The organism is Enterobacter soli ATCC BAA-2102, assembly GCF_001654845.1.
Lineage (GTDB): Bacteria > Pseudomonadota > Gammaproteobacteria > Enterobacterales > Enterobacteriaceae > Enterobacter > Enterobacter soli.
The window spans coordinates 254,099-277,242 of sequence record NZ_LXES01000046.1; the positions used below are offsets into that span (position 1 = coordinate 254,099).

At 54.7% G+C, this 23,144-nt stretch carries 22 protein-coding genes and 1 pseudogene; 14 read left to right on the plus strand and 9 right to left on the minus strand.

Annotation, left to right across the window (positions count from 1 at the left end):
- Window positions 1-102 precede the first annotated feature (102 nt).
- Together prs and dauA are read left to right on the plus strand one after the other, a co-directional pair.
- Window positions 103-1,050, plus strand: coding sequence for a ribose-phosphate diphosphokinase (gene prs / locus M987_RS18210; protein WP_003856663.1), 948 nt, complete (start codon window positions 103-105; stop codon window positions 1,048-1,050).
- A gap of 246 nt (window positions 1,051-1,296) precedes the next feature.
- Complete coding sequence (gene dauA / locus M987_RS18215) at window positions 1,297-2,991, plus strand: C4-dicarboxylic acid transporter DauA (RefSeq protein WP_014070577.1); 1,695 nt, start codon at window positions 1,297-1,299, stop codon at window positions 2,989-2,991.
- On the opposite strand, the gene M987_RS18220 is transcribed toward dauA, so the two are convergent.
- Complete coding sequence (locus tag M987_RS18220) at window positions 2,974-4,020, minus strand: MerR family transcriptional regulator (protein WP_014070578.1); 1,047 nt, start codon at window positions 4,018-4,020, stop codon at window positions 2,974-2,976. The genes dauA and M987_RS18220 overlap by 18 nt on opposite strands.
- Window positions 4,021-4,139: 119 nt before the next feature.
- Complete coding sequence (gene ychH / locus M987_RS18225; protein ID WP_014070579.1) at window positions 4,140-4,415, minus strand: stress-induced protein YchH; 276 nt, start codon at window positions 4,413-4,415, stop codon at window positions 4,140-4,142.
- A gap of 274 nt (window positions 4,416-4,689) precedes the next feature.
- Between ychH and pth the strand changes: the two genes are divergently transcribed.
- Together pth and ychF are read left to right on the plus strand one after the other, a co-directional pair.
- Window positions 4,690-5,274: an aminoacyl-tRNA hydrolase gene (gene pth / locus M987_RS18230; protein WP_014070580.1), complete on the plus strand. Its 585-nt coding sequence runs from the start codon at window positions 4,690-4,692 to the stop codon at window positions 5,272-5,274.
- A 126-nt stretch (window positions 5,275-5,400) separates the two neighbouring features.
- A complete protein-coding gene (ychF, locus tag M987_RS18235; protein ID WP_014070581.1) occupies window positions 5,401-6,495 on the plus strand; it encodes a redox-regulated ATPase YchF in 1,095 nt (364 codons plus the stop codon).
- A 64-nt stretch (window positions 6,496-6,559) separates the two neighbouring features.
- On the opposite strand, the pseudogene M987_RS18240 reads toward ychF, so the two are convergent.
- Window positions 6,560-7,255: pseudogene (locus tag M987_RS18240) on the minus strand (carboxymuconolactone decarboxylase family protein); the annotation flags it as partial.
- Window positions 7,256-7,301: 46 nt separating this feature from the next.
- Window positions 7,302-8,324: an aldo/keto reductase gene (locus M987_RS18245; RefSeq protein WP_014070583.1), complete on the minus strand. Its 1,023-nt coding sequence runs from the start codon at window positions 8,322-8,324 to the stop codon at window positions 7,302-7,304.
- A 146-nt stretch (window positions 8,325-8,470) separates the two neighbouring features.
- Here M987_RS18245 and M987_RS18250 point away from each other — a divergent pair, with 146 nt between their 5' ends.
- The 3 genes from M987_RS18250 to M987_RS18260 all read left to right on the plus strand — a co-directional run bounded on the left by M987_RS18250 (window position 8,471) and on the right by M987_RS18260 (window position 13,243).
- Window positions 8,471-9,370, plus strand: a complete 900-nt coding sequence (locus M987_RS18250; RefSeq protein WP_014070584.1) for a LysR family transcriptional regulator — start codon at window positions 8,471-8,473, stop codon at window positions 9,368-9,370.
- A gap of 576 nt (window positions 9,371-9,946) precedes the next feature.
- Window positions 9,947-12,235, plus strand: a complete 2,289-nt coding sequence (locus M987_RS18255) for an FdhF/YdeP family oxidoreductase (protein ID WP_014070585.1) — start codon at window positions 9,947-9,949, stop codon at window positions 12,233-12,235.
- Between the two features lie 105 nt (window positions 12,236-12,340).
- Window positions 12,341-13,243 carry a LysR family transcriptional regulator gene (locus M987_RS18260; protein ID WP_014070586.1) on the plus strand — a complete coding sequence of 301 codons (903 nt, stop codon included), beginning with the start codon at window positions 12,341-12,343 and terminating at the stop codon, window positions 13,241-13,243.
- Between the two features lie 17 nt (window positions 13,244-13,260).
- Here M987_RS18260 and M987_RS18265 read toward each other — a convergent pair whose 3' ends face one another.
- The gene (locus M987_RS18265; RefSeq protein ID WP_014070587.1) at window positions 13,261-13,575 is read right to left on the minus strand and encodes a cupin domain-containing protein; all 315 of its coding nucleotides are present in this window, start codon (window positions 13,573-13,575) and stop codon (window positions 13,261-13,263) included.
- A gap of 120 nt (window positions 13,576-13,695) precedes the next feature.
- On the opposite strand from M987_RS18265, the gene M987_RS18270 reads away from it, so the two are divergent.
- The 7 genes from M987_RS18270 (at window position 13,696) to M987_RS18300 (ending at window position 19,984) form a co-directional block, all read left to right on the plus strand.
- Complete coding sequence (locus M987_RS18270; protein WP_014070588.1) at window positions 13,696-14,436, plus strand: AzlC family ABC transporter permease; 741 nt, start codon at window positions 13,696-13,698, stop codon at window positions 14,434-14,436.
- Between the two features lies 1 nt (window position 14,437).
- Complete coding sequence (locus M987_RS18275) at window positions 14,438-14,758, plus strand: AzlD domain-containing protein (protein ID WP_014070589.1); 321 nt, start codon at window positions 14,438-14,440, stop codon at window positions 14,756-14,758.
- A gap of 546 nt (window positions 14,759-15,304) precedes the next feature.
- The gene (locus tag M987_RS18280; RefSeq protein WP_014070590.1) at window positions 15,305-16,393 is read left to right on the plus strand and encodes an ABC transporter ATP-binding protein; all 1,089 of its coding nucleotides are present in this window, start codon (window positions 15,305-15,307) and stop codon (window positions 16,391-16,393) included.
- Window positions 16,386-17,015 carry an ABC transporter permease gene (locus M987_RS18285; RefSeq protein ID WP_041162077.1) on the plus strand — a complete coding sequence of 210 codons (630 nt, stop codon included), beginning with the start codon at window positions 16,386-16,388 and terminating at the stop codon, window positions 17,013-17,015. The genes M987_RS18280 and M987_RS18285 overlap by 8 nt, the downstream gene beginning before the upstream one ends.
- Complete coding sequence (locus M987_RS18290; protein ID WP_014070592.1) at window positions 17,015-17,692, plus strand: ABC transporter permease; 678 nt, start codon at window positions 17,015-17,017, stop codon at window positions 17,690-17,692. Before M987_RS18285 ends, M987_RS18290 begins: the two co-directional genes overlap by 1 nt.
- A gap of 30 nt (window positions 17,693-17,722) precedes the next feature.
- Window positions 17,723-18,613: an ABC transporter substrate-binding protein gene (locus M987_RS18295; protein WP_014070593.1), complete on the plus strand. Its 891-nt coding sequence runs from the start codon at window positions 17,723-17,725 to the stop codon at window positions 18,611-18,613.
- Between the two features lie 54 nt (window positions 18,614-18,667).
- Entirely contained in the window at window positions 18,668-19,984 is a 1,317-nt protein-coding gene (locus M987_RS18300; RefSeq protein WP_014070594.1) for an LLM class flavin-dependent oxidoreductase, read from the plus strand.
- 4 nt (window positions 19,985-19,988) lie between these two features.
- Here M987_RS18300 and M987_RS18305 read toward each other — a convergent pair whose 3' ends face one another.
- The 4 genes from M987_RS18305 to catC all read right to left on the minus strand — a co-directional run bounded on the left by M987_RS18305 (window position 19,989) and on the right by catC (window position 23,135).
- Window positions 19,989-20,789: a phosphate/phosphite/phosphonate ABC transporter substrate-binding protein gene (locus tag M987_RS18305; protein WP_014070595.1), complete on the minus strand. Its 801-nt coding sequence runs from the start codon at window positions 20,787-20,789 to the stop codon at window positions 19,989-19,991.
- On the minus strand, window positions 20,782-21,753 hold the full coding sequence (locus M987_RS18310) for a fatty acid desaturase (protein ID WP_014070596.1): 972 nt from the start codon (window positions 21,751-21,753) through the stop codon (window positions 20,782-20,784). Before M987_RS18310 ends, M987_RS18305 begins: the two co-directional genes overlap by 8 nt.
- A 132-nt stretch (window positions 21,754-21,885) precedes the next feature.
- Window positions 21,886-22,812, minus strand: a complete 927-nt coding sequence (gene catA / locus M987_RS18315; RefSeq protein WP_014070597.1) for a catechol 1,2-dioxygenase — start codon at window positions 22,810-22,812, stop codon at window positions 21,886-21,888.
- A gap of 32 nt (window positions 22,813-22,844) precedes the next feature.
- Window positions 22,845-23,135 carry a muconolactone Delta-isomerase gene (gene catC, locus M987_RS18320; protein ID WP_014070598.1) on the minus strand — a complete coding sequence of 97 codons (291 nt, stop codon included), beginning with the start codon at window positions 23,133-23,135 and terminating at the stop codon, window positions 22,845-22,847.
- Between the last annotated feature and the right edge of the window lie 9 nt (window positions 23,136-23,144).

Below are 23,144 nucleotides of genomic sequence, written 5' to 3' on the forward strand. Positions count from 1 at the left end.
TTGCATCGCGCTCTTTAATACACGCCTGGATAGCGTTCGCCTGGCCCGCACAGTTTTTGGCGAAGGTTATCCACCACTGGACGCATGCCTGAGGTTCTTCTCGTGCCTGATATGAAGCTTTTTGCTGGTAACGCCACCCCGGAACTAGCACAACGTATTGCCAACCGCCTGTACACTTCCCTCGGCGACGCCGCTGTAGGTCGCTTTAGCGACGGCGAAGTCAGCGTACAAATTAACGAAAATGTACGCGGTGGTGATATTTTCATCATCCAGTCCACCTGTGCTCCAACGAACGACAACCTGATGGAATTGGTTGTTATGGTCGATGCCCTGCGCCGTGCTTCCGCAGGCCGTATCACTGCTGTAATCCCTTACTTTGGTTATGCCCGCCAGGACCGTCGCGTCCGTTCCGCGCGTGTGCCAATCACTGCCAAAGTTGTCGCTGACTTCCTGTCAAGCGTAGGCGTTGACCGCGTACTGACCGTTGACCTGCACGCAGAGCAGATCCAGGGCTTCTTCGATGTTCCGGTTGATAACGTATTCGGCAGCCCAATCCTGCTGGAAGACATGCTGCAACTGAACCTGGATAACCCGATTGTGGTTTCCCCGGACATCGGCGGTGTGGTACGTGCTCGCGCTATCGCGAAACTGCTGAACGACACCGACATGGCGATCATCGACAAACGTCGTCCACGCGCTAACGTTTCTCAGGTGATGCACATCATCGGTGACGTTGCTGGCCGTGACTGCGTTCTGGTTGACGATATGATCGATACCGGCGGCACGCTGTGTAAAGCAGCTGAAGCGCTGAAAGAGCGTGGTGCTAAGCGCGTATTCGCATACGCAACTCACCCGATCTTCTCCGGTAATGCCGTGAACAACCTCCGTAACTCCGTTATCGACGAAGTTGTGGTGTGCGATACCATCCCACTGAGTGACGAAATCAAAGCACTGCCAAACGTGCGTACTTTGACCCTGTCCGGGATGCTGGCCGAAGCGATTCGTCGTATCAGCAACGAAGAATCCATCTCTGCAATGTTCGAACACTAATCGGACACGGCCAAAAAACCCGCTGCGGCGGGTTTTTTTGTCTCTGATATTTATTGATGCTCTAAATAATTCGAGTTTCAGGAAGGCGGCAAGGGAATGAATCCCCAAGAGCTTACTCAAGTAAGTGACTGGGGTGAATGAGTGCAGCCAACACATCTGCAACTCGAAGTATGACGAGCAATGACTAATGCCTCCTTCACCTGCCATTCATATGACAGATGATGCGCACACGGATGATAGATAATTGTGAAAAACGTAGCCTCCTCACATGTTCTGCCCTTTCGCGCCCTCATCGACGCTTGCTGGAAAGAGAAATACACTTCGTCACGCTTTTTGCGCGACGTTATTGCCGGGATAACCGTTGGCATTATCGCCATTCCCCTTGCAATGGCGTTGGCTATTGGCAGCGGCGTGGCACCACAGTACGGTCTGTATACCTCGGCCGTTGCCGGGATTGTCATCGCGCTGACCGGCGGTTCGCGCTTTAGCGTCTCAGGCCCGACTGCCGCATTTGTGGTCATTCTCTATCCGGTATCTCAGCAGTTTGGGCTGGCAGGCCTGTTGGTTGCGACCCTGATGTCCGGCGTCTTCTTGATTTTATTCGGGCTGGCCCGTTTTGGCCGGTTAATCGAATATATCCCCCTTTCCGTGACGCTGGGGTTCACTTCCGGGATCGGTATTACCATCGGGACAATGCAGATCAAGGATTTCCTCGGTCTGAGCCTGACTCACGTGCCCGAGCACTATCTGCAAAAGGTTGGTGCGCTGGTAATGGCGCTGCCAACCATCAACCTGGGTGATGCCGCCATTGGGGTTGTCACGCTGGGTACGCTGATTGTCTGGCCGCGCCTGGGTATTCGTCTGCCAGGTCATTTACCGGCACTGTTGTTGGGCTGCGCGGTGATGGCTATCGTCAATATGCTTGGCGGCCATGTGGCAACAATTGGTTCCCAGTTCCATTACACGCTGGCTGATGGCTCTCAGGGAAGCGGGATCCCACAGCTGTTACCGCAGCTGGTACTGCCGTGGGATATGCCCGGCTCCAGCTTTACCCTAAGCTGGGATTCACTGCGCGCCCTGCTGCCTGCCGCCTTTTCTATGGCGATGCTAGGGGCGATTGAGTCTCTGCTGTGCGCCGTGGTGCTGGACGGCATGACGGGCACCAAACACAAAGCGAACAGCGAACTGGTGGGCCAGGGACTGGGGAATATCATTGCCCCGTTCTTCGGCGGTATTACCGCCACGGCGGCCATCGCCCGCTCTGCGGCTAACGTGCGTGCGGGGGCGACGTCTCCTGTATCGGCGGTTATCCACTCCGTGCTGGTGATCCTCGCCCTGCTGATCCTCGCCCCGCTGCTCTCCTGGCTGCCGCTCTCGGCAATGGCGGCCCTGCTGCTGATGGTGGCCTGGAATATGAGCGAGGCGCATAAAGTGGTGAACCTGCTGCGTCGTGCGCCGAAAGACGACATTATCGTGATGCTCATCTGTATGTCGCTGACCGTCTTGTTCGATATGGTTATCGCTATCAGCGTAGGTATTGTGCTGGCCTCCCTGCTGTTTATGCGCCGTATTGCGCGGATGACACGCCTGGCCCCGGTCAACGTCGACGTCCCTGACGATGTGCTGGTGCTGCGCGTGATTGGCCCGCTTTTCTTTGCCGCCGCAGAAGGTCTGTTTAGCGATCTGGAGTCACGTATCGCAGGCAAACGGATTGTGGTGCTGAAATGGGATGCGGTGCCAGTGCTGGATGCGGGCGGTCTTGATGCCTTCCAGCGCTTTGTGAAACGCCTGCCGGAAGGCTGTGAATTGCGAGTGAGTAATCTTGAGTTTCAGCCGCTACGTACGATGGCACGTGCTGGCGTGCAGCCAATCCCTGGCCGCCTTGCCTTCTATCCTGACCGTGCCGCTGCGCTAGCTGACCTGTCAGCGACCCTGCACTGACATTCGTCTTTGCATCATGATCCCTATCGCCTGCTGTAGCCATTCGAGTACGGCAGGCGTCATCCAGGTTCCTTTCATCAGATGCGGCTCGTGTTGCATCGCAACCCGAAACTTTTGCTGTGTCGCCGGATCGTTTCCGGCGTAAGACTGGAACAGCGCCAGCCAGTTCTCCGCCAGTTTTTGCGCCTCTTCTGATAAGGGATCCAGGCGCTCGCGCTGTGCCTGATGCAGTTTTGCCACCAGCGGCGGCCACTCCATCATGCGGTCAAAATAGTGCGCGCGAGTGAATGCCATCTCGTCTGGAGAAAGATAGTTCTGCCAGATAACGAGCTTGGTTTCCGCGAATGCCCGGGTAATGTAGTCTGTCATTTCCGCGGTGATCCCCGTTTGCTGACGCATCTGCGGCTCAACGCTATGCATCTCGTTAAGACGGGTCAGAAACTCCGGTTTTCCGGCCGTATCCTGCTCCAGGCGCACCATCCAGCGTGTGGCCAGATCCATGGCGCGTGGGTCTGATACGTCGGCGTGTTGTTCCAGCAGCGCTTTTGCCTCTGCAACCAGCCCGGCCCAGATGGCGCCCAGTTCCTCTTTCTGTACCGCGAACGGCAACTGTTGCAACTCTTCTTTGCTAAACCAGCGATCGTACATGTTCATCAACTCCAGAGTCTGTAGCCAGGACTCAAGATCGGGGTCCTCATCTGCGCTAAGCCCGGTACGCAAATCCACCAGCCTGTCACGCAGCGTCGTAATGCTGCACGCCTGTTTTTCCAGCAACGTGATTTGTGCGTCGAGCAATTCCGCCAGTGAGAGCGACTCCTTTTCCAGAAAGTCCCTGATTTCAGCAAGTTCCAGCCCCGCTTTTGCCAGCGCCTGTATCATATGCAAACGCTGAACATCGCGCAGATTGTAAAGCCGGTAACCTGCCTCGCTTCTGGCAGAAGGCAGCAACAGCCCTGTTTGTTCGTAGTGATGTAGTGTGCGTACGGTGATCCCGGCACGCTTTGCCAGTTCCCCCACCTGAATCAACATAGCCGCTCCTTTTCTTTGCCAGTTGCCCCACTCTGGAGCCTTACGTTACGTGAGGGTCAAGATAATAAGCAAAAAAAAACGGCTCCAGAAGGAACCGTTCTTATAAAACCGTTTAACCGCTAACTGTGTTTATGCTGATCGCGGCGGCAGCGTTTATCGTAGTGGCGCACCCACCAGTACCTGTCACTTACCTGTTCATGGCCGCTCACACGCGCACCTGCCAGCCACAAAACCGCACCGAGGAAGATACTCAGCACCGCACCGTGTGCGAAGTATTGTGGAAGGTCAAGCTGTGGCAACTGGTTTAAAATAGAATAACCCACACCGGCCACCATCACGAACAGCCCCAACCCCATTAGCACGTTACCGAGCATCGAAGCGTTTTTGCGTTTCATATGTCACCTCCGGGACTTTGGGTTGTAAGGGGAAAAGCCCCTAATCCTTGTGTGTAAAGTATAGACAACGCCCGTTTTGTGAGTTGCGTGAACGATCACAATAATGGTTACCGTTGGTACAAAAGTTTACAAATAAGCAACTGAACAGCTTGAAATTCTAATTGTTCAAATAAGTAATTATTCGTATTCCGTTGTTGTTGTCGCAGAATTTTGTCAACCGGCTCGCCAGACAGTAAACTACGCGCCAGATCTGGAACCCTTTAGGAATTACATCGTGACGATTAAACTGATTGTCGGTCTTGCTAACCCGGGCGCAGAGTACGCAGCAACTCGCCATAATGCGGGCGCCTGGTACGTTGATTTGCTGGCCGAACGGTTACGTGCCCCTCTGCGTGAGGAACCGAAGTTTTACGGGTATACCTCACGTATTAACCTTGCCGGGGCGGATGTGCGGCTGCTTGTCCCGACCACTTTTATGAACCTGAGTGGTAGAGCGGTTTCTGCAATGGCGACGTTCTATCGCATCAATCCTGACGAAATTCTCGTCGCCCACGATGAGCTTGATCTGCCGCCGGGCGTGGTAAAGTTTAAACTCGGTGGCGGTCATGGCGGCCACAACGGTCTGAAAGACATTATCAGCAAACTGGGTAATAACCCGAATTTCCACCGTTTGCGCGTCGGAATTGGCCATCCGGGCGATAAAAACAAAGTTGTCGGTTTTGTGCTGGGTAAACCTCCGGTTTCTGAGCAGAAACTGATTGACGAAGCGGTAGACGAAGCGGTGCGTTGCACCGAAATTTGGCTCAAAGACGGTTTAACCAAAGCCACAAATCGCTTGCACGCCTTCAAAGCGCAATAATCCGCACATTACGGCTTTTTTGCCGCGCAGCGTGCGGGTTACGTGTATAATAGGCAGAGTTATTTACTTTTCTTCAGTCGGTTAACGCTAACGGATTGATTATCAAGATATTAAGGTGATTTAGAAATGGGATTCAAATGCGGTATCGTTGGTCTGCCTAACGTTGGCAAATCCACCCTGTTTAACGCGCTCACCAAAGCGGGCATCGAAGCAGCGAACTTCCCGTTCTGTACCATCGAGCCAAACACCGGTGTTGTACCGATGCCCGATCCACGTCTGGATCAGCTCGCTGAAATCGTTAAACCGCAGCGTATTCTGCCAACGACGATGGAATTCGTGGATATCGCGGGCCTGGTAAAAGGCGCATCTAAAGGTGAAGGCCTGGGTAACCAGTTCCTGACCAACATCCGTGAAACCGAAGCCATCGGCCACGTTGTCCGTTGCTTTGAAAACGACAACATCATCCACGTAAACAATAAAGTGGATCCGGCTGACGACATCGACGTTATCAATACCGAGCTGGCGTTATCTGACCTGGACACCTGCGAACGCGCCATTCACCGCGTGCAGAAGAAAGCTAAAGGCGGCGATAAAGACGCTAAAGCCGAGCTGACCGCACTGGAAAAATGTCTGCCACAGCTGGAAAACGCGGGCATGTTGCGTGCGCTGAAAAACCTGACTGAAGAAGACAAGGCAGCGATCAAATACCTGAGCTTCCTGACGCTGAAGCCAACCATGTACATCGCTAACGTCAACGAAGACGGTTTCGAAAACAACCCATACCTGGATAAAGTGCGTGAAATCGCAGCTGGCGAAGGCTCTGTGGTTGTTGCCGTTTGCGCAGCCGTTGAGTCTGATATCGCTGAACTGGACGACGCAGACCGTGAAGAATTCATGGCTGAGCTGGGTCTGGAAGAGCCGGGTCTGAACCGCGTGATCCGCGCAGGCTACGAACTGCTGAACCTGCAAACTTACTTCACCGCTGGCGTGAAAGAAGTACGCGCATGGACCATCCCAGTGGGTGCCACCGCGCCACAGGCTGCGGGTAAAATCCACACCGACTTCGAGAAAGGCTTCATCCGTGCACAGACTATCGCGTTTGAAGACTTCATCACCTACAAAGGTGAGCAAGGTGCAAAAGAAGCCGGCAAGATGCGTGCAGAAGGTAAAGACTACATCGTTAAAGATGGCGACGTGATGAACTTCCTGTTCAACGTCTAATCCCCTCTCTGCTTCAAAAAATCCACGCATTGGCGTGGATTTTTCTTTTTCTGGCCTGGCAGCGTCAGGCTTTCCTTCCCTGCAATACTTCCCCCACCACACCCACCGCTGAAAAAGCATTTGGCCAGCCGGCGTAGAATGCGGCGTGCGCCACAATCTCACCCGCTTCCTGCGCAGTCAGCCCATTGTCCATCGCCCGGTTCAGGTGATAGCCGATTTGCGCACTCTGCCCGGAGGCAATCAGCGCGCTGACGGTAACCAGGCTCCGGTCGCGGGGGGCAAGCGCTGGCCGTTGCCACAGCTCAAGAAAAAGAGGATCGGCGGTGAATTTCACCAACCCCGGCGAAACGGGTTCAACGTTCTTTTTCACGGTTTCAGCTCGCAGCCTTTCAACTTCTTCATTCAGGGGCAATAGCGGCGGTTTCGCCTGCGGGAGTGCATCAGGGCTTACTCCGCGAGCGCGGAAAATATCTTTAGTCACCGCAATGGCCGCCATCGCATTCGGCCAGCCGGAATAAAACGCCAGATGGGTAATAACTTCAGAGATTTCAGCCGGGGTTACGTCACTCTCGAGCGCCACTTCCACATAGTGTTTCAGTTCGGCAGGCTGATTTCTGGCGATAAGGATGGCCAGCGTGACGATACTGCGATCCCGCGGTGACAGGTCATTTCGCTGCCACAGTTCATTGGCGATAACGTCATTGCCAAACCGGACAAGTGCGGGTGATACCGACTGAATATCGGCGTCAGACAGTACGGATGCATTAACTTTCATTGTGTTTTCACCTTATTGATTCCCCGAGCCGTTAGTGAGTCCAGACCTGTTTCTGGTCTTTCGTGGCTGGGGTGTTTTGCGCCATGATCCCCGACAATGCATGAGGCTGATAACAGACCTCCAGATAACGGATATCCTCCTCGCTCAGCCGCAAATTCACGGCCTTGACCGCGTCCTCGACATGCTGCTTTTTCGTTGCGCCCACGACCGGAGCCGTCACTTTGGTTAACAACCAGGCCAGGGAAACCTCGGTCATTGACACCTGGTACTGGCTGGCAAGCTCCGCCACGCGGGCGATTATCTCTGCGTCCTGCTCTGCCGTTTTGTCGTATTTCCCTTTGGCATAAGTGTCCTCCCTGGCTCGTCGTGTCTGAGCATTATCAATGCGGGAAAGACGGCCACTGGCCAGCGCGCTGTAGGGCGTCATGGCGATATTGTCCTGCGCGCAGAGCCCCGCCAGCTCGCGTTCATCCTCGCGCATAATGAGGTTGTAATGACTCTGGACAGAGACAAAAGGCGTCAGGCCTTCGCGTTCCGCCAGCGCGTTGGCTTTCGCCAGCTGCCAGGCAAAGCAATTTGAGATGCCAATGGCACGCACTTTTCCCGCCTGAACCGCCTGGTGCAGCGCGATCAGCACGTCCAGGACTGGCGTGTTGTAGTCCCAGATGTGGTAGATATAAAGGTCAATGTACTCCATGCCGAGGTTTTGCAGGCTCTGGTCAAGCGAGTGCGCAATGGCCTGCTGGCCGCTGATCCCCGCGGCAATCTGTTCCCCTGTGCGGGGCAAAAATTTCGTTGCCAGCACCACCTCATCTCGCCTCGTCATATCGCGAAGCGCTTTCCCGACAAAACGTTCACTTGAGCCATTCTGGTAGGCGATCGCGGTATCGAAGAAATTGATCCCTTGCTCAAGGCCGTAGCGGATGATGTCCCGGCTTTCCGACTCGCTCAGGGTCCAGCTGTGTTGACCCGTAGAAGGATCGCCAAACCCCATGCACCCCATACAAATGCGGGAAACGCGTAAATCGCTGTTACCCAACTGACTGTATTGCATTCGTTTTCCCCACCTGAACGTAGCATGAATGTAAAAAGACACCGCCAGTATAAGCTCGCGATCGCGGGAAGATTAGGTCATCATTGATTCAAAGATAGTTAGCCAATAGCTAATAATCAGCACGCTGATTGCATCAGGATGGCCTAATGAACAATGTGATTTACAACCAGATACGGATCTTTCAGTGCATCGCGCGCGAGGGCAGCATCACGGCAGCGGCCAGGAAGCTGGAAATTACGCCCCCGTCCGTGAGCAAAGCGCTAAAACTGCTGGAACAGCACATCGGGCATCCTCTTTTTGTCCGCACGACACGGCATATAGAGCTGACGGACGCCGGGCAACAGCTGTTACAGCAAACTCAGGCGGCGGTAGCGTCACTGGAAAATGCGCTGGAGGGCATCAAGGACACGCATCAGGCACCTTCCGGGCTGGTACGAATCACCTTGTCACGCTTCGCATATCTGTTGATCCTCAAGCCTCATATGGCCGAGTTTTGTGCTCAGTACCCGGGTATTCAGCTTGAGGTATCCGTTTACGATGGAACCATCAACATTGTCGATGAGCGCTATGACCTGGGGATCCGGTTCGGCGATATCCTTGAAGGCGGCGTCGTCGCACGTCAGCTGATGGCGCCCTTTCGTGAGGGCTTGTACGCCTCAGCCACCTATCTTGAGGCATTTGGTATTCCAGTGACCCCCGCAGATCTTTCGCGGCATCGGCTGATAGGCTATCGGTTTATCACCAACAACCGGATCCTGCCGTTGATTCTCGAGGAGAACGGTGAGCAGTTAACCCTTGATATGCAAGGCCAGCTTATCAGCAATGATATTGACGTGATGGCTGATGGGATCCGCAGCGGATTGGGCATCGGGCGTCTTTTCGAGCCGGTTTATCAGTTACAGTCCGATAAAGACCGGTTTATCCCGGTAATGGAACCTTACTGGAAAACCTATCCCCCGGTGTTTCTTTATTATCCTAAAAGCGCGGGTAAAACCAAAAGAGTCCAAAGCCTTATTGAATTTTTAATCTTAAAAAACGCCAGGTAATACGGTTTTCCATTGCAGAATGGGAAATGTCATTATTAATAAACACGGTCTGGTGAATTTTAAATATGTCAGAGTGTAAGATTTCAGCGCTGACATCGAAATTAATTAACAAATTCACCTGCACGTAATCATTCCTGTAGAGACAACGCCATCGTTCTCGTCCCGGGCTTGCGAAACAGCACCACTTTGCCCCTCTGACTTTATCGCTTAACGCTGATTTTATTCATATTTTAGCCCAACTGCGGCGAGAAACATGGCGCGCTGAATAATACTCAGACAATCCTCTACGAAGTGCAAATAGGTTAAATTTAATAAGTGATAGATAACATTTATTATGAAGATGATAAATTCCTGTTATAATTTCTTTAAATCAAAGGCATTGATTTTGTTAACCGCTGCAAACGGTGTGTTTTAAACGAAATTCATCATCGGTTATGTAATGAGTTATACAACGATTATTCATTGCTTCTGTTTATTACCCCAACCCACTGCTTTAGTGGCCCCTTCAATTAACCATGATTTATTTATGGTTAATCTGGCCGCGCTTTGTCATGACCAGAATAGTCAGGAGTTCGCATGAATAAGAAAAGACGTTCAGTTCCCGGGATCAGACATTATGACGGGCCTGCCGGTGGCTGGGGTGCCTTAAAAGCGACGGCGATAGCCGTACGCACGCAGATGGATGCGCTGGACGCTCCCGTCACGCTGCTGCGCACCAACCAGCCCGATGGATTTGACTGCCCGGGCTGCGCCTGGCCGGATAAAGAACACAAATCCACGTTCCAGTTCTGTGAAAATGGCGCGAAAGCCGTAACGTGGGAAGCCACCAGCAAGCGCGTCACCCCGGAATTTCTGGCGAAAAACACCGTCACTTCCCTGCTGGCAAAATCCGATTACGAACTTGAAGGCTATGGCCGTCTGACCCGCCCGCTGCGTTACGACCGGGCAAGCGACACGTTCCGCCCTGTTGAGTGGGAAGAGGCCTTTGAGCGGATCGGCGAAGTCCTGCGCGGGCTTGAACCAGACCAGGTCGAATTTTATACCTCGGGCAGAGCATCGAACGAAGCGGCTTATCTGTTCCAGCTGTTTGCCCGTGAATACGGTACGAACAACTTTCCTGATTGTTCCAACATGTGCCATGAAGCCACCAGCGTCGGCTTACCGCGCTCTATCGGGATCGGGAAAGGTACCGTTTCACTGGATGATTTCGACAAAACAGAGCTGGTTATCTCTATTGGTCACAACCCGGGCACAAACCACCCGCGCATGATGGGGACGCTTCACGAGCTGGCACGCCGCAACGTGCCGATCATCGTCTTTAACCCGCTGCGTGAAAGAGCCCTGGAACGTTTTGCCGATCCGCAAAGCGTCATTGAAATGGCCACCTACAGCTCTACCGATATCGCCTCTACCTATTTCCAGGTGAAAGCCGGTGGCGATGCTGCGGCCTTAAAAGGGATCGCTAAACACCTTCTGCAAATGGAACAGGAACGCGGTGGCGTGCTGGATAGCGAGTTTATTGCCGAACACACCCAGGGGTTCTCGGCCTTTGCGGACGATATCGCGCAAACCTCGTGGGAGGCGATTGAACGCGAGTCCGGGTTAACCGCTGACGCGTTGAAAAGCGTGGCTGAAGCCTATGCAAAATCGAACGCCACCATTATCACCTACGGTATGGGGATAACCCAGCATAACAAGGGCACGGCGAACGTGCGGCTGATTGCCGACGTGTTGTTAATGCGCGGCAACATCGGCAAACCGGGCGCGGGGATTTGTCCGCTTCGTGGACACTCGAACGTACAGGGTAACCGTACTGTGGGGATCACCGAGAAACCGACGGCAGCGTTTATTGCGCGCCTTAAGGATGTCTTCGGGTTTGACGCGCCGGCTAAACACGGCCACGATGCCGTACAGGCCACGCAGGCGATGATCGACGGCCATGCCAAAGCCCTTATCTGCCTCGGCGGAAACTTTGCGGTTGCGATGCCCGATCACGAGAATGGATTCCCGGCCATGCATACCCTGGATTTGAGTGTGCATGTGGGCACCAAACTGAACCGTACCCACCTACTGGTCGGCAAAGAAACCTATATCCTGCCGTGTCTTGGCCGTACTGAGCTGGATATGCAGCAGACAGGGCGTCAGTCCATCACCGTGGAAGATTCCATGTCGATGGTTCATGCCTCTTCCGGTAAGCTGAAACCCGCCTCCCCGCTGATTCGCTCTGAACCGGCAATCGTTGCAGGCATGGCCCGCGCAACGCTGAAACAGACCAAAGTGAACTGGATGGAGCTGGTGACAGACTACGATCTGATCCGCGAGTTGATCGAGCAAACCATCCCCGGTTTTGACAACTATAACGACCGCATTCGTGTACCGGGTGGCTTCCGGATGCCGCTGCCGCCAATCCAGCGCATCTGGCCCACCGCTACCGGTAAAGCGATGTTCTCCGTGTTCGATGGTGTGGATGAGAATGCCAAAGGCGAAGGCGACAACGTTCTGCGCCTGATTACCCTTCGCAGCCATGACCAGTACAACACCACCATCTATGCGCTGGACGATCGCTATCGCGGTGTCTTTGGCCGCCGGGACATTCTGTTTATGAATGAAGGCGATATGGAAAGTCTGGGTCTGGAGCACGGCGACCGCGTGGATATCGAAACCGCGCTGGCGGGAAGTGTTCAGCGCCTCGAGGATATTACCGTGGTGGCCTACAGCATCGCGTCGGGTTCCGTTGGCGCTTACTACCCGGAAGCTAACGTGCTGGTGCCGCTTAACTACCTCGATAAAGACAGTGGTACCCCGTCCTATAAGTCCGTGCCTGTTCGCGTGACCCTGCGTTCCAAAGAAATCCGAATGCTCTGATCCCAGTCCCCCTTATTCAACGCTCTGGCAATGAATAAGGGGGATTTATCAATTCCTTTCGCATTTATGTAATACTCGTAGCACCTGCCCGATCAGAGAAAAATAATGGACATAAAACAATTAAAATATTTGATCGCCCTGGATCAAACCCGTCACTTTGGTAAGGCGGCAGCGCAATGCAATATCACTCAGCCGACGCTTTCCATGCGTATTCGCAGCCTGGAAGAGGAGCTTGGCCTGGTATTGATCGTCCGTGGGCAACGCTTTGAGGGCTTTACACCTGAGGGAGAACGGATCCTGGCCTGGGCGCGCGCGCTGCTTGCCGCACACGATGGGCTTCAGGCGGAAGCCGCCCTGTGTAAGGGGCAAGTGGTGGGTGAACTGCGTCTTGGCATGGTTCCGCTGGCAAGCGTTGACCCGATGATCTTTATTCGCCAGCTGACGCAAAAATACCCCGAACTGAAATTTAGCCTGTATTCCATGTCGTCAGAACAAATTGCCGAAGGGGTAAACAGTAATCAGCTGGAATTGGGAATTTGCTATCTGAATAATATTAACACCAGCGTCTTTAATGTTATTCAGTTGCCGAAAACCAAAATGGGTTTACTGCACGACTCCCGCCATTTCCAGATGGATAACACAACGCTCACCTGGCAAGATCTGGTGAATTTTCCGCTGGGTTTCCTGAGCAAAGGGATGCACTATCGCGACCATATGGACGTCAGTTTTAAGTCCGCCGGGATCACCCCGGACTATGTGTTTGAGAGCGACTCAACGTTTCAGATAATCCAGGCGGTAGAAAGTGGTATCTGCTGTGCCGTCATGCCGCTGAATAACGGGCTTGAGAATTTAAACAGCCATTTTTTGATTACTCCGATAACCAACTCAAACATCGACGCCCCTATTGGCCTGATTATGCGCAAACAGGAACCCGTGTCATCCCTGGCACTGCGCTGCTTTACCGACGCTCAGGAGATTTATACGGTGGAAAATGAGAGTTATGAATAACGGGACGCGAGTGGGCATTACGCCGTTGGCGCGTTAATATCCACCAGCAACAGCGTTCCGACACTCCCCGGAGGGACATGGTGCGTTTTGCCACGTGGCACAACGACATACTCTCCGGCAGACAGGGTGAACAATTGATTGTCCACCACCAGCGGCAGTTCACCATCCAGCACCAGCAACCATTCATCGAAAGCGTCATGCACTTCGGGGGGAATGCCCTCTCCCCCCATCCTGGTAACTTTAATACTGGCATCTCCAACCTGCCCCAGAATGCGCGACTGCCACAATTGTGGCAGCCTTGCTGCCACACTAAAAATTGAACTCTTTTTCATCGAAACACTTCGGCCAGGACGTGATAAGTTAGTTGTACCTCACTGTTTCATGTTCACAAATATCAATAGATCAAATGATTATCTCAATTCCGGCTTAAAGCACGGGTACAGGAAATACTGATGTTGATGAAAACAAAGACCTCACACAAAGATGAGGCAGGCGCGGAGTTTCGCGCAGGGATCACCGCCTGTTTGCCCACGATCCCCGGTTACTGGAGTATTGGTTTTGCCGCTGGCGCTATCGGCACCCTATCCGGGTTTACCACCCTGCAAACCGCACTGCTGGCAAGTGTGTTATATACCGGCTCGGCGCAATTTCTGTTCTATTCACTGTGGGCGGCCGGGGCAGAAGTGGCCTCGGTGGTGTTCAGCGTCTTCCTGGTGAATTTACGCTACCTGCTGATGAGCTCTGCCATGAGCGTATTCTTCCGCGAACACAGTACCCTGCAAAAACTGGTAAGCGGCCTGTTACTGACCGATGAAACCTTCGGCGTTGCCGTGCAGCGCGGTAGCCAGCACAGTACCGTTCCGTTTGCCTGGATGCTTGGGCTTAACGTCGCCGCCTGGCTTAACTGGATCCTCGCCTGTGTGGTCGGCGCGTGGCTGGCCTCGGCCCTTCCGTCATCGCTGATGGAAGGCCTGAGCTTTAGCCTGGTATCGATGTTTATTGGTCTGGTGCTGATGCTGTGGTTTGCCAGCCACCGAAAAGCGCTGGAAACATTCAGTATTGCTGCCGCTGTGGTGATTACGCTGCTGACCGCCCGCCAGATGGATATCAGCCTGGTGGTGATTATCGCGGCATCGGTATCGGCCACGCTTGCCACCCTGGGATTGCGATTCTTCAGTAAGGGAGGGAAATAAGATGGAACGCAATATCCTGCTGGCGATTTTCATCTCTGCGCTGGTTACCGCACTGATGCGCACCGTGCCGATTCTGCTGCTTTCCCGTTTTCGTCTTGCACCGGCGTTGCAGCAGTGGCTGAGCTTTATTCCTGCCGCCATTATGGCCGCCATTATCACCGCCGAGCTGCTGGGTAAACCGGCGCTGACGCCGTCCGGGGTCAGCATTTCGCTGCTGGCGGCGGCGGTTGCTGCATTAGCCGGGATAGTGACGCGCAGCCTTTTCGCGACGGTGCTTGCGGGAATGGTGGCGTTTTCAGGTCTGAGCTATTTTTTGATGTGATGTTTCCCCCTCTCCGAGAGGGTTCCCCAGTAATTGTTGTCTTTATTCAGCGATGATATTACGCCTTTGAAATAAAAGACTTACCGCAGCTCCACGGTCCGGCTGAAAATCGCCGAAGCGTTTACGGAAGGCCGGGGCGACGCGCATGGATGCGCGGCGAGGGCGGCTTTACAGGGACGTTTCATCCGCCCGTCCCCGATTAGCCTGGAGCAAACGCTGAGGGTCACCGCGAAGCGGCGATTTTCTTGCCGGGAGCCCGGGTCGCCAGGGTGGTGGCGGTGAGCCACCCTGGCACGTTCACGGGTAATGTGGTGACTGAGTAGCAAGGAACATAAAGTGAACGGAATGACCACCTCGGCCGTATGTTCCCCCTCACCCCAATCCTCTCCCCTAAATGGAGAGGGCGTTATTACTGCCCGCTATCCTCCTTTATCAAAATCCAAATACCTGCAATACAAATGCAAATATCATATTTGCGCCCTTTTGATCGCCTCTGTAATTTGTGTTTGATATAAACGAAATAATTTCAGGGCGCTATTGTTTCATATGATCAGACTCGAAAACATAAACAAAACGTACCCTGGTAGTACGCACGCCGCGATCGGTAAATTAAATATCACTATCAATGAAGGTGAATTTTGCACATTCGTTGGCCCCAGCGGCTGCGGGAAAACCACCCTGTTACGTATGATTAATCAACTGGATATCCCGGATGCCGGTTCGGTTTATGTTCAGGGTATTAAAATAGCCGATGCCGATATTATTCAGGTGCGGCGAAAAATCGGTTTTGTGATGCAAAGTGCTGCGTTATTCCCGCACCGGACCGTTGCCCAGAATATCGCAACCGTTCCGCGTCTGCTTGGCTGGAATAAAAAACACATTCAGGCACGTATTGATGAACTGGTGGAGGTCATGTCCCTCGACCCGAGCCTGCTTGCGCGCTACCCCCACCAGCTTTCGGGCGGGCAGCAAGGGCGGGTGGCGATTGCCCGTGCGCTGGCGGCCGATCCCCCTATTCTGTTAATGGATGAACCCTTTGCGGCTATCGACCCGGTCGTGCGGGAAAAGCTCCAGGACGAGCTGTTGCAGCTCCAGCAACGCCTGCATAAAACTATCGTGCTCGTTACCCATGATATTAACGAAGCCATTCGCCTGGGCGATAAAATCGCCATATTTCAGGAAGGTGGCGTCCTGGCTCAGTTTGATACGCCCGATCATATCCTGGCCCAGCCTGCCAGTGAGTTCGTGGCACGATTCATCGGGCCTGAGCCCAACTTAAAACGCCTTGCCAGGCTTCAGGTTGGGCAGCTTCCGCGCCACGATGTTCCGCTGGTGGACGAGGCGCTGACCCCGATAACCAGCCAGCATCCGGTGGTTGCCAGCCCGCTGCGGCTGGTGCTCGATAAACAACTACGCCCGTTGTACTGGCTCGACCCTGAGCGGCGTACCGCCTTGCCCGTTTCACTCACCCTAAAGGCGCTTCACTCCCTGCGTTTCGCCTACAGCGCACTTCTGGATGCGCCGGAGGGCGTGCTGGTGCACGTCAACGGAGACGGTCAGTATCAGGGCAGTATTTCCCACGGGCTGCTCCAGCGCGTGCTGGACGGGCATGTGGATGTGCACCGCTATGATTGACTGGCAATGGATCGTGGATAATCAGGGCCCGATTGCCGCCCTGCTCTGGCAGCACACACTGCTGGTGGCAGTATCGCTCTTTTTCGGCACGGCGCTCACGGGGGTGTTGATTGGCCTGACCCTGCGCTGGCCCGCATCGGCTCCGGCACTGCTTGGTCTGTGCGGGGTGCTGTTTACCATCCCGTCGCTGGCGCTGTTTATTCTGTTGATCCCGTTTACCGGCCTGTCGCTCACCACGTCAGCGATCGGCTTAACGCTCTATTCGCTGCTGATCCTGCTGCGTAACGTGGTCGCCGGGATCGAAAAACTGCCATTCGACGTACTGGAGTCCGCCCGTGCGCTGGGTTACACCCGCTGGCACCGTTTTGTTGACGTTGAACTGCACCTGATTATTCCGTCTTTGTTTGCCGGGCTGCGTATTGCCTCGGTCACGCTGGTTGGGCTGGTCACGGTCACGGCGCTGATTGGTCAGGGCGGGCTGGGGCAACTGCTGCTGTCGGGCTTTAACCAGGATTTCCTGACGCCGATTGTGGTCAGCGTGGTGCTGAGCCTGGTGCTGTCGTTTCTTTTTGACTCTCTGATAGCGCGCGTGGGCTATTGGGTTACACCCTGGGCACGCTAATGGACATCTTAACCGCAACCTGGCACTGGTTAATTCAGCCAGACCACTGGCTCAGCGATACGGGGATCCTGCTGCGCTTACGCGAGCATCTCTGGTATGTGCTGGTGAGCATGGTCATCGCTTCAGCCATTGCGCTACCCCTGGGGGTGGCGCTGGGCTACTGGCGCAAAGGAGCGTTCCTGGTCATCAACCTGTTCAACATTGGCCGGGCAATCCCGTCTCTGGGCCTGATTTTACTGTGTATTATTCTGTTTGGTTTCAACGATGTGCCGGTGTTTGTTGCGCTGATCGCGTTGTCTGTCCCGCCGATCCTGACCAATACCTGGGTGGGGATTTACCACGCCGACCGCACTCTGTGCGATGCCGCTACCGCGCTTGGCATGACGCCCATACAGAGCCTGTGGCAGCTGCGTATCCCGCTGGCGATGCCGCTGATCTTTGCCGGGGTTCGCACCGCGCTGTTGCAGCTTATCGCCACGGCGGTGGTCGCCGCCTATGCCGGGCTGGGCGGGCTGGGTCGCTTCCTGATTGATGGTCTGGGTCAGCGCGATATCCCGCAGGTCATTTCCGGCTCCCTTGTGGTAACACTACTGGCGCTTGCCTGCGAGGGGATATTTTCACTTATCAACAACGTGTTATTTCAGTCACAGACCGCACCCGCAATAACGGAATCATGATAAAAACCACCTGCAAGTAAAAGAGGCATTATGAAGCAATCATTATGGCATTCGTTTAACCACCGTGGATTTAAATTATCCCTTCTGGCGGCAGGATTATTCAGCTTAAGTTTTACCACTCTGGCGGAAACCGTCACCATTGGCGGAGCGAATTTTACCGAAAGCTCCATTCTTGCCAATATTTACGCCAGCGCATTAAAGAAAAATAATATCGACGTTAAAACGCGGCTTAATCTGGGTAACCGCGAGATTATTATTCCGGCGCTGAAAAGCGGTGAAATAGATATTGTGCCGGAATATCTCGGCGCACTGCTGAATTATTATGACGGGAAAACGCTGGCAACCACCCAGAGCGACGTCAGTGCCGGGCTGGCAAAAGTGCTGCCGACAGAATTCACGCTGCTGACCCCCTCTTCTGCCAGCTCGGTCACGGCCTGGGCCGTTCGCGCCGAGACGGCCAAAAAATACGGGTTAACTAAACTCTCCGATCTGACGCCTGTGGCACACGAGCTGGTGATCGGCGGCCCACCGGAGTTTCCGGTCCGCGCCCTCGGCCTGCCAGGCCTGAAGCGCGTCTACGGCCTGGAGTTTAAAGAGGTGAAATCCCTCGACATGGGCGGGCCGCTGTCCCGCCTGGCACTGAACTCCGGCAAAATTGATGTGGCAACAGTGGTCTCCACCCAGGGTTCGCTCGCTAAAGAGGACTGGGTGGTACTGGAAGATGACAAACACGAACAGCCAAGCCAGAACGTTGTTCCGCTGGTACGCAAAGCGGCGCTGACGCCAAAAATCGATGGCATCCTCAACCAGGTGTCTCACAAGCTGGATAACACTGCCCTGGTCGAGCTGAACAAGCAGGTTGACCTCCAGCACAAAGATCCTGCTGCCGTGGCAGAACAATGGGTCAACGCCAACCTGTAACGTTTTTAATTATTCAATGGCCAGGGATCGGCCACAACCTGACACAGGCCCACAATGTCGCACAACTCCATGATCCTGAACCTGTTCTTTTTCAATCCACAGGGTGATTACCGGTTCTCATGGCGTCACCCGGACGCCCCCGAACACGAGGTTTTCACCCTCAGCTACTACACCGCCCTTGCCCGCAAGGCCGAAGCCGCTACGCTTGATGCCCTGTTCATTGCCGACCATACCGGGATCTGGGACAGCGGCCTTGCCCACTACGCCAATGCCCGGCTTGAACCGCTGACGCTACTCTCGGCGCTGGCGGCCGTGACGGACAATATTGGCCTGATGGCAACGGCTTCAACCTCTTATACCGAGCCCTATAATCTGGCACGCTATTTCGCCTCGCTAGATTTCCTGAGTAACGGTCGCGCAAGCTGGAACATTGTGACCTCCTGGCTGGAAGAGGAAGCCGCCAATTTCGGGCTGGCTCAGATCCCACAACATAGCAATCGTTACCAGCGCGCCGGGGAGTTTATCGATGTGGTCACCCGTCTGTGGGACTCATGGGACGATGGCGCGCTCCTGTTTGATAAACCGCGCGGCCTGTTTGCCGATGCCGACAAAGTGCACCATCTTAACCATCATGGTGATTTCTTTAAGGTGCGCGGCCCGCTTAACGTGCCACGTCCGCCGCAGGGGCATCCGGTACTCGTGCAGGCGGGCTCTTCCGAAGCCGGTAAGCAGCTCGCGGCCAGCCGGGCGGATATGCACTTCGTGTTTATCAAATCCATCGAGCAGGGAAAAGCCTACCGCGAAGAGATGAATCAGCGCCTGAACTCGCTGGGACGTTCGCCTGAAGATTTTAAAATCATCGCCGGAGTGCTGCCGGTGGTGGTGAATTCCGAAACCGAAAAAGCCGAGCGTCAGCAACTTAACGCCGAGCTGATGAGCGACCGGATGGCTATCGATCTGCTGTCGGCCTATCTGAAGCTGGATCTGAGCCCGTATCCGCACGATAAACCGCTGCCGCCGCTGCCGGACGAAGCAAACTTCGACGGTATTCGCACCACGCTGCAACTCATCCGGGATTACGACCCCGCCCTGACCATTCTGGAACTGGGTCGCCTGTTGCTGCAAAGCTCCGACAGCTGGCTGGTGATTGGTACTGCGCAGGAGGTTGCCGACACGCTGGCGGAAATCTATCTTTCCGGGGCCGCAGACGGCTTTAACCTGATGTTCCCGCTACTGCCAGGTGATTTTGATCGCTTCGCGGAACAGGTTGTCCCTGTTCTGAAAGCCAAAGGCGTGATGAAAACCGAATATGCGCCGGGCACCCTGCGGGAAAAACTGGGCCTTCCACTGGCCAAAAACCACTTTGCCTGAATGGCTACAGCCGGGCGATCCCGGCTGTTTGCGCCGCCTTGCGCCAGTCCAGTAACCGCGAATAAGGCTGGCGCGTCACTTCGCTAAACCCACCAATCAGCAGCGCGGCACAAATTTCCCGGTATTCCGCCGCGCTCACCAGCGTATGCAGCGCCTCGCGCAGCGCTGCAAGCGTGTCGGGAGAGGTTTGACCTGCGGTGATGAGCGGCAATCCCGGTGCCAGCGGGCTTTGGTCGATGATCGCCAGCCCGTCCAGTAACGCGGGTTCATGGCGTTGTAATAGCGCCCAGGTTACGCAGTCGATAGCCGCGATATCCCCCTCCCCGCGCTTCACGTCGATCAGCGACTGACGATGGCTGCCGCTCAGGACAACGCGCGAGAAAAAGCGTCCGTTCACCGCCAGCGGCGTCACCATCTTCATCAGCACGTTGTAGCCTGACTGTGAATCGGTGGAATTGCACACTACCGTCCGGGCGCGAAAATCAGCAAAGGTTTGCTGTTTATCCTCTTCACGCGCCACCAGCACGCTGCGGTAATAGAAGCTTTCGCAGCCCGGCGCGGTGTAGTGAAAACAGCCAACTACCTGAACATCCAAAAGCTGCGTCACCAGCGGGTAACCGCATGTCTGGCTCAGGATCAGTTGCGGGTTTTGCCAGTGTTCCACCAGCGTCTCCTGCGGCAACACGGGCGTGAGGCTTCCCACCGGTACGCCCCGGGCAACCAGCAGCGCCTGCACCGCCAGCCACAGGGCATCGGTGTCACGGCGGTTCACGGCATACATCGGGAATGCCAGCGGATCACTCATGACTGTCTCCTTTATGAATGCCCGGATGCACCGTCACATCCACCGGTTTACCCCAGAAATGGCGTAACCATTCGCCGTATCCCTTCACCAGGAAACCGTGATTGCGTTGCTGATAGGCATCGCGATTGTGCAGGTAAACCGCCTTCAGCCCGTACCAGGGCACACCTGGTAGATCGTGATGTACAGAATGATAGTTAAGATTCAAAAACAAGACCCGCCAGAACAGCCCGGCTTCGTTGATAACCGACCGCGCCAGCGGATCGTCCGCCGCCCGGTGCTCAAGAAAAGATCGCACTTTGGTCAGCGCCAGCGCGGGATAACTCACCGCCAGAACAAACCACAGCGGGGAGAAGCCAAGGTGCGACATCCAGACCAAAAGCACGGCCAGTAAGGCTCCGTGGATTATCCACATCAGCATGGCGGCAACCTGTAAGCGGCGAAAGGCCGACACAGCACTGCCCAGCGTCAGCACAATATCAATTAACGGCGCCAGCAACAGCCGTCCGATGAAGGTGTTACGCAGATGAATCACCCGCTTCTGCCACGGGCGAAACCGCGCCCAGCTTTCATCACTAAAGTAATACGACTCAGGATCGTCCACCGGCACGGTCAGGTGGTCATTACGGTGATGCGCCAGATGGGAGTCCCGATACAGGCCATACGGATACCAGACCGCCAGCGGCAGCGTGCCGAAAAGCTGGTTCAGCCGGGGAAAGCGCGTGGGATGACCGTGGATCAATTCATGCTGAAGCGACATGTACCAGGCGGTAAACCCGATAAGCAGCAAAGTAGCGGGATACAAACCAAGCACCTGCCAGTTCGCCAGGGTCGCAAACCAGCCGCCATAAATGGCCATCATGAGTATCCAGGTCGGGAGTTCGCTGCGCCACAGGATGCTGGTTGAAAGCTGGCGAATATGTTCTCGTTGTTGTTGATGTAAATAGAGGGAGTTTCGTTTACCCATTCCTTCAGACGCCCTTTCCGCCAGTGACAATATGGCATGAAGATCCGGGATAACGCCTGAAATAACAAAGAACTTAAATCGCTATGCTTTGCCAGAAAAACAGGGGCAGCACCGGGATGCTGCCCGCCGGTATTACTCTTTCACGCGTGAGCGTTTCCCTCTCGACTCCTCGGTATTTTCGGCGGCCTTCACCAGCGAGAAGTTAAAGCTCACTTCTGTATGCGGCTCGTTGATATCACGCTCGCGGGCGAGCGTGCCGTCGGTAATTTTCACCGGATCAGCAATCAGCTCTTCACGGGTTGCAAAGGCAAAGTCGTCCCACAGGTATTGATCGCCATTGAGGTTGATCTGGGTGGTCAGGTGTTTGAAGCCTGGTGCCGAGACAAAGAAATGAACGTGTGCCGGGCGATTGCCGTGACGGCCAAGGCCGGTCAGCAGCTTTTGCGTTGGGCCGTCAGGAGGGCAGCCATAACCGCATGGCACAATGCTGCGCACCGCGTAGCAGCCGTCCGCGCCGGTTTTAACACGGCGGCGCAGGTTGTACTCACTTTGTGACGGGTCGAAGAACGAGTAGCCGCCAAGCGTATTGGCGTGCCAGATATCGACAATCGCCCCTGCAACCGGTTTACCGTCAAGGTCAGTCACGCTGCCATGCAGCCACATGGTTTCGGCGTTTTCGCTGCCGTCATCCATGCGGGCAACCCCTTCACTCAGTGGCGCATTGGCCACATACAGCGGCCCTTCGATTGTGCGTGGGGTACCCACGTCAGTACCGGCTGCGGCCTCTTTTTCATCGGCGCGCATATCCAGGTAGTGCTCAAGCCCTAACCCTGCCGCCAGCAACGCCGCTTCTTTGCGTTCGCCCAGTTCGTTAAGGTAGTTCACCGCCACCCAGAACTCTTCGTCGGTGATGTCGAATTTTTTAATGGTCTGGCACAGATCGCTCAGGAGCTGGTGCATGATGTTTTTAAAACGATCGTTTCCGCCGTCGGCGTTCAGACCGCTGCTGATGGCGAGTAAGGTTTCCAGTTCAGACTGATGTGCAGGATTTTTGGACATTGCATGTTCCTCGTTATTGTAGGGTACGGTTTTTACTCTTTTTCGTTATCAATCGACGACGGATGCGCGCATAACGGCTGCACGGTGATGTCCATATACGGGTAGAGCGGTAATTCCATTAACAGCGTGTGCAGCTCCTGATTGTCGGCAACGTCAAAGATGCTGACGTTGGCGTATTGCCCCACCACCCGCCAGATATGCAGCCATTTGCCTTCGCGCTGTAACCGTTGCGAATAGGCTTTTTCTTTGGCTTTAATTTCATCCGCCTGCACCTTTGGCAGTGAGGCGGGAATGTTGACCGTCATTTCCACTTTAAACAGCATATGAACCCC

Coding starts and splice junctions, on each gene's coding strand:
- M987_RS18220 (WP_014070578.1), bottom strand. CDS start 4,020: ATGTTGATTCAGGTGGGGGAACTGGCAAAGCGTGCCGGGATCACCGTA.
- ychH (WP_014070579.1), bottom strand. CDS start 4,415: ATGAAACGCAAAAACGCTTCGATGCTCGGTAACGTGCTAATGGGGTTG.
- ychF (WP_014070581.1), top strand. CDS start 5,401: ATGGGATTCAAATGCGGTATCGTTGGTCTGCCTAACGTTGGCAAATCC.
- M987_RS18245 (WP_014070583.1), bottom strand. CDS start 8,324: ATGCAATACAGTCAGTTGGGTAACAGCGATTTACGCGTTTCCCGCATT.
- M987_RS18250 (WP_014070584.1), top strand. CDS start 8,471: ATGAACAATGTGATTTACAACCAGATACGGATCTTTCAGTGCATCGCG.
- M987_RS18255 (WP_014070585.1), top strand. CDS start 9,947: ATGAATAAGAAAAGACGTTCAGTTCCCGGGATCAGACATTATGACGGG.
- M987_RS18260 (WP_014070586.1), top strand. CDS start 12,341: ATGGACATAAAACAATTAAAATATTTGATCGCCCTGGATCAAACCCGT.
- M987_RS18265 (WP_014070587.1), bottom strand. CDS start 13,575: ATGAAAAAGAGTTCAATTTTTAGTGTGGCAGCAAGGCTGCCACAATTG.
- M987_RS18270 (WP_014070588.1), top strand. CDS start 13,696: ATGTTGATGAAAACAAAGACCTCACACAAAGATGAGGCAGGCGCGGAG.
- M987_RS18275 (WP_014070589.1), top strand. CDS start 14,438: ATGGAACGCAATATCCTGCTGGCGATTTTCATCTCTGCGCTGGTTACC.
- M987_RS18280 (WP_014070590.1), top strand. CDS start 15,305: ATGATCAGACTCGAAAACATAAACAAAACGTACCCTGGTAGTACGCAC.
- M987_RS18285 (WP_041162077.1), top strand. CDS start 16,386: ATGATTGACTGGCAATGGATCGTGGATAATCAGGGCCCGATTGCCGCC.
- M987_RS18290 (WP_014070592.1), top strand. CDS start 17,015: ATGGACATCTTAACCGCAACCTGGCACTGGTTAATTCAGCCAGACCAC.
- M987_RS18295 (WP_014070593.1), top strand. CDS start 17,723: ATGAAGCAATCATTATGGCATTCGTTTAACCACCGTGGATTTAAATTA.
- M987_RS18300 (WP_014070594.1), top strand. CDS start 18,668: ATGTCGCACAACTCCATGATCCTGAACCTGTTCTTTTTCAATCCACAG.
- M987_RS18305 (WP_014070595.1), bottom strand. CDS start 20,789: ATGAGTGATCCGCTGGCATTCCCGATGTATGCCGTGAACCGCCGTGAC.
- M987_RS18310 (WP_014070596.1), bottom strand. CDS start 21,753: ATGGGTAAACGAAACTCCCTCTATTTACATCAACAACAACGAGAACAT.
- catA (WP_014070597.1), bottom strand. CDS start 22,812: ATGTCCAAAAATCCTGCACATCAGTCTGAACTGGAAACCTTACTCGCC.
- catC (WP_014070598.1), bottom strand. CDS start 23,135: ATGCTGTTTAAAGTGGAAATGACGGTCAACATTCCCGCCTCACTGCCA.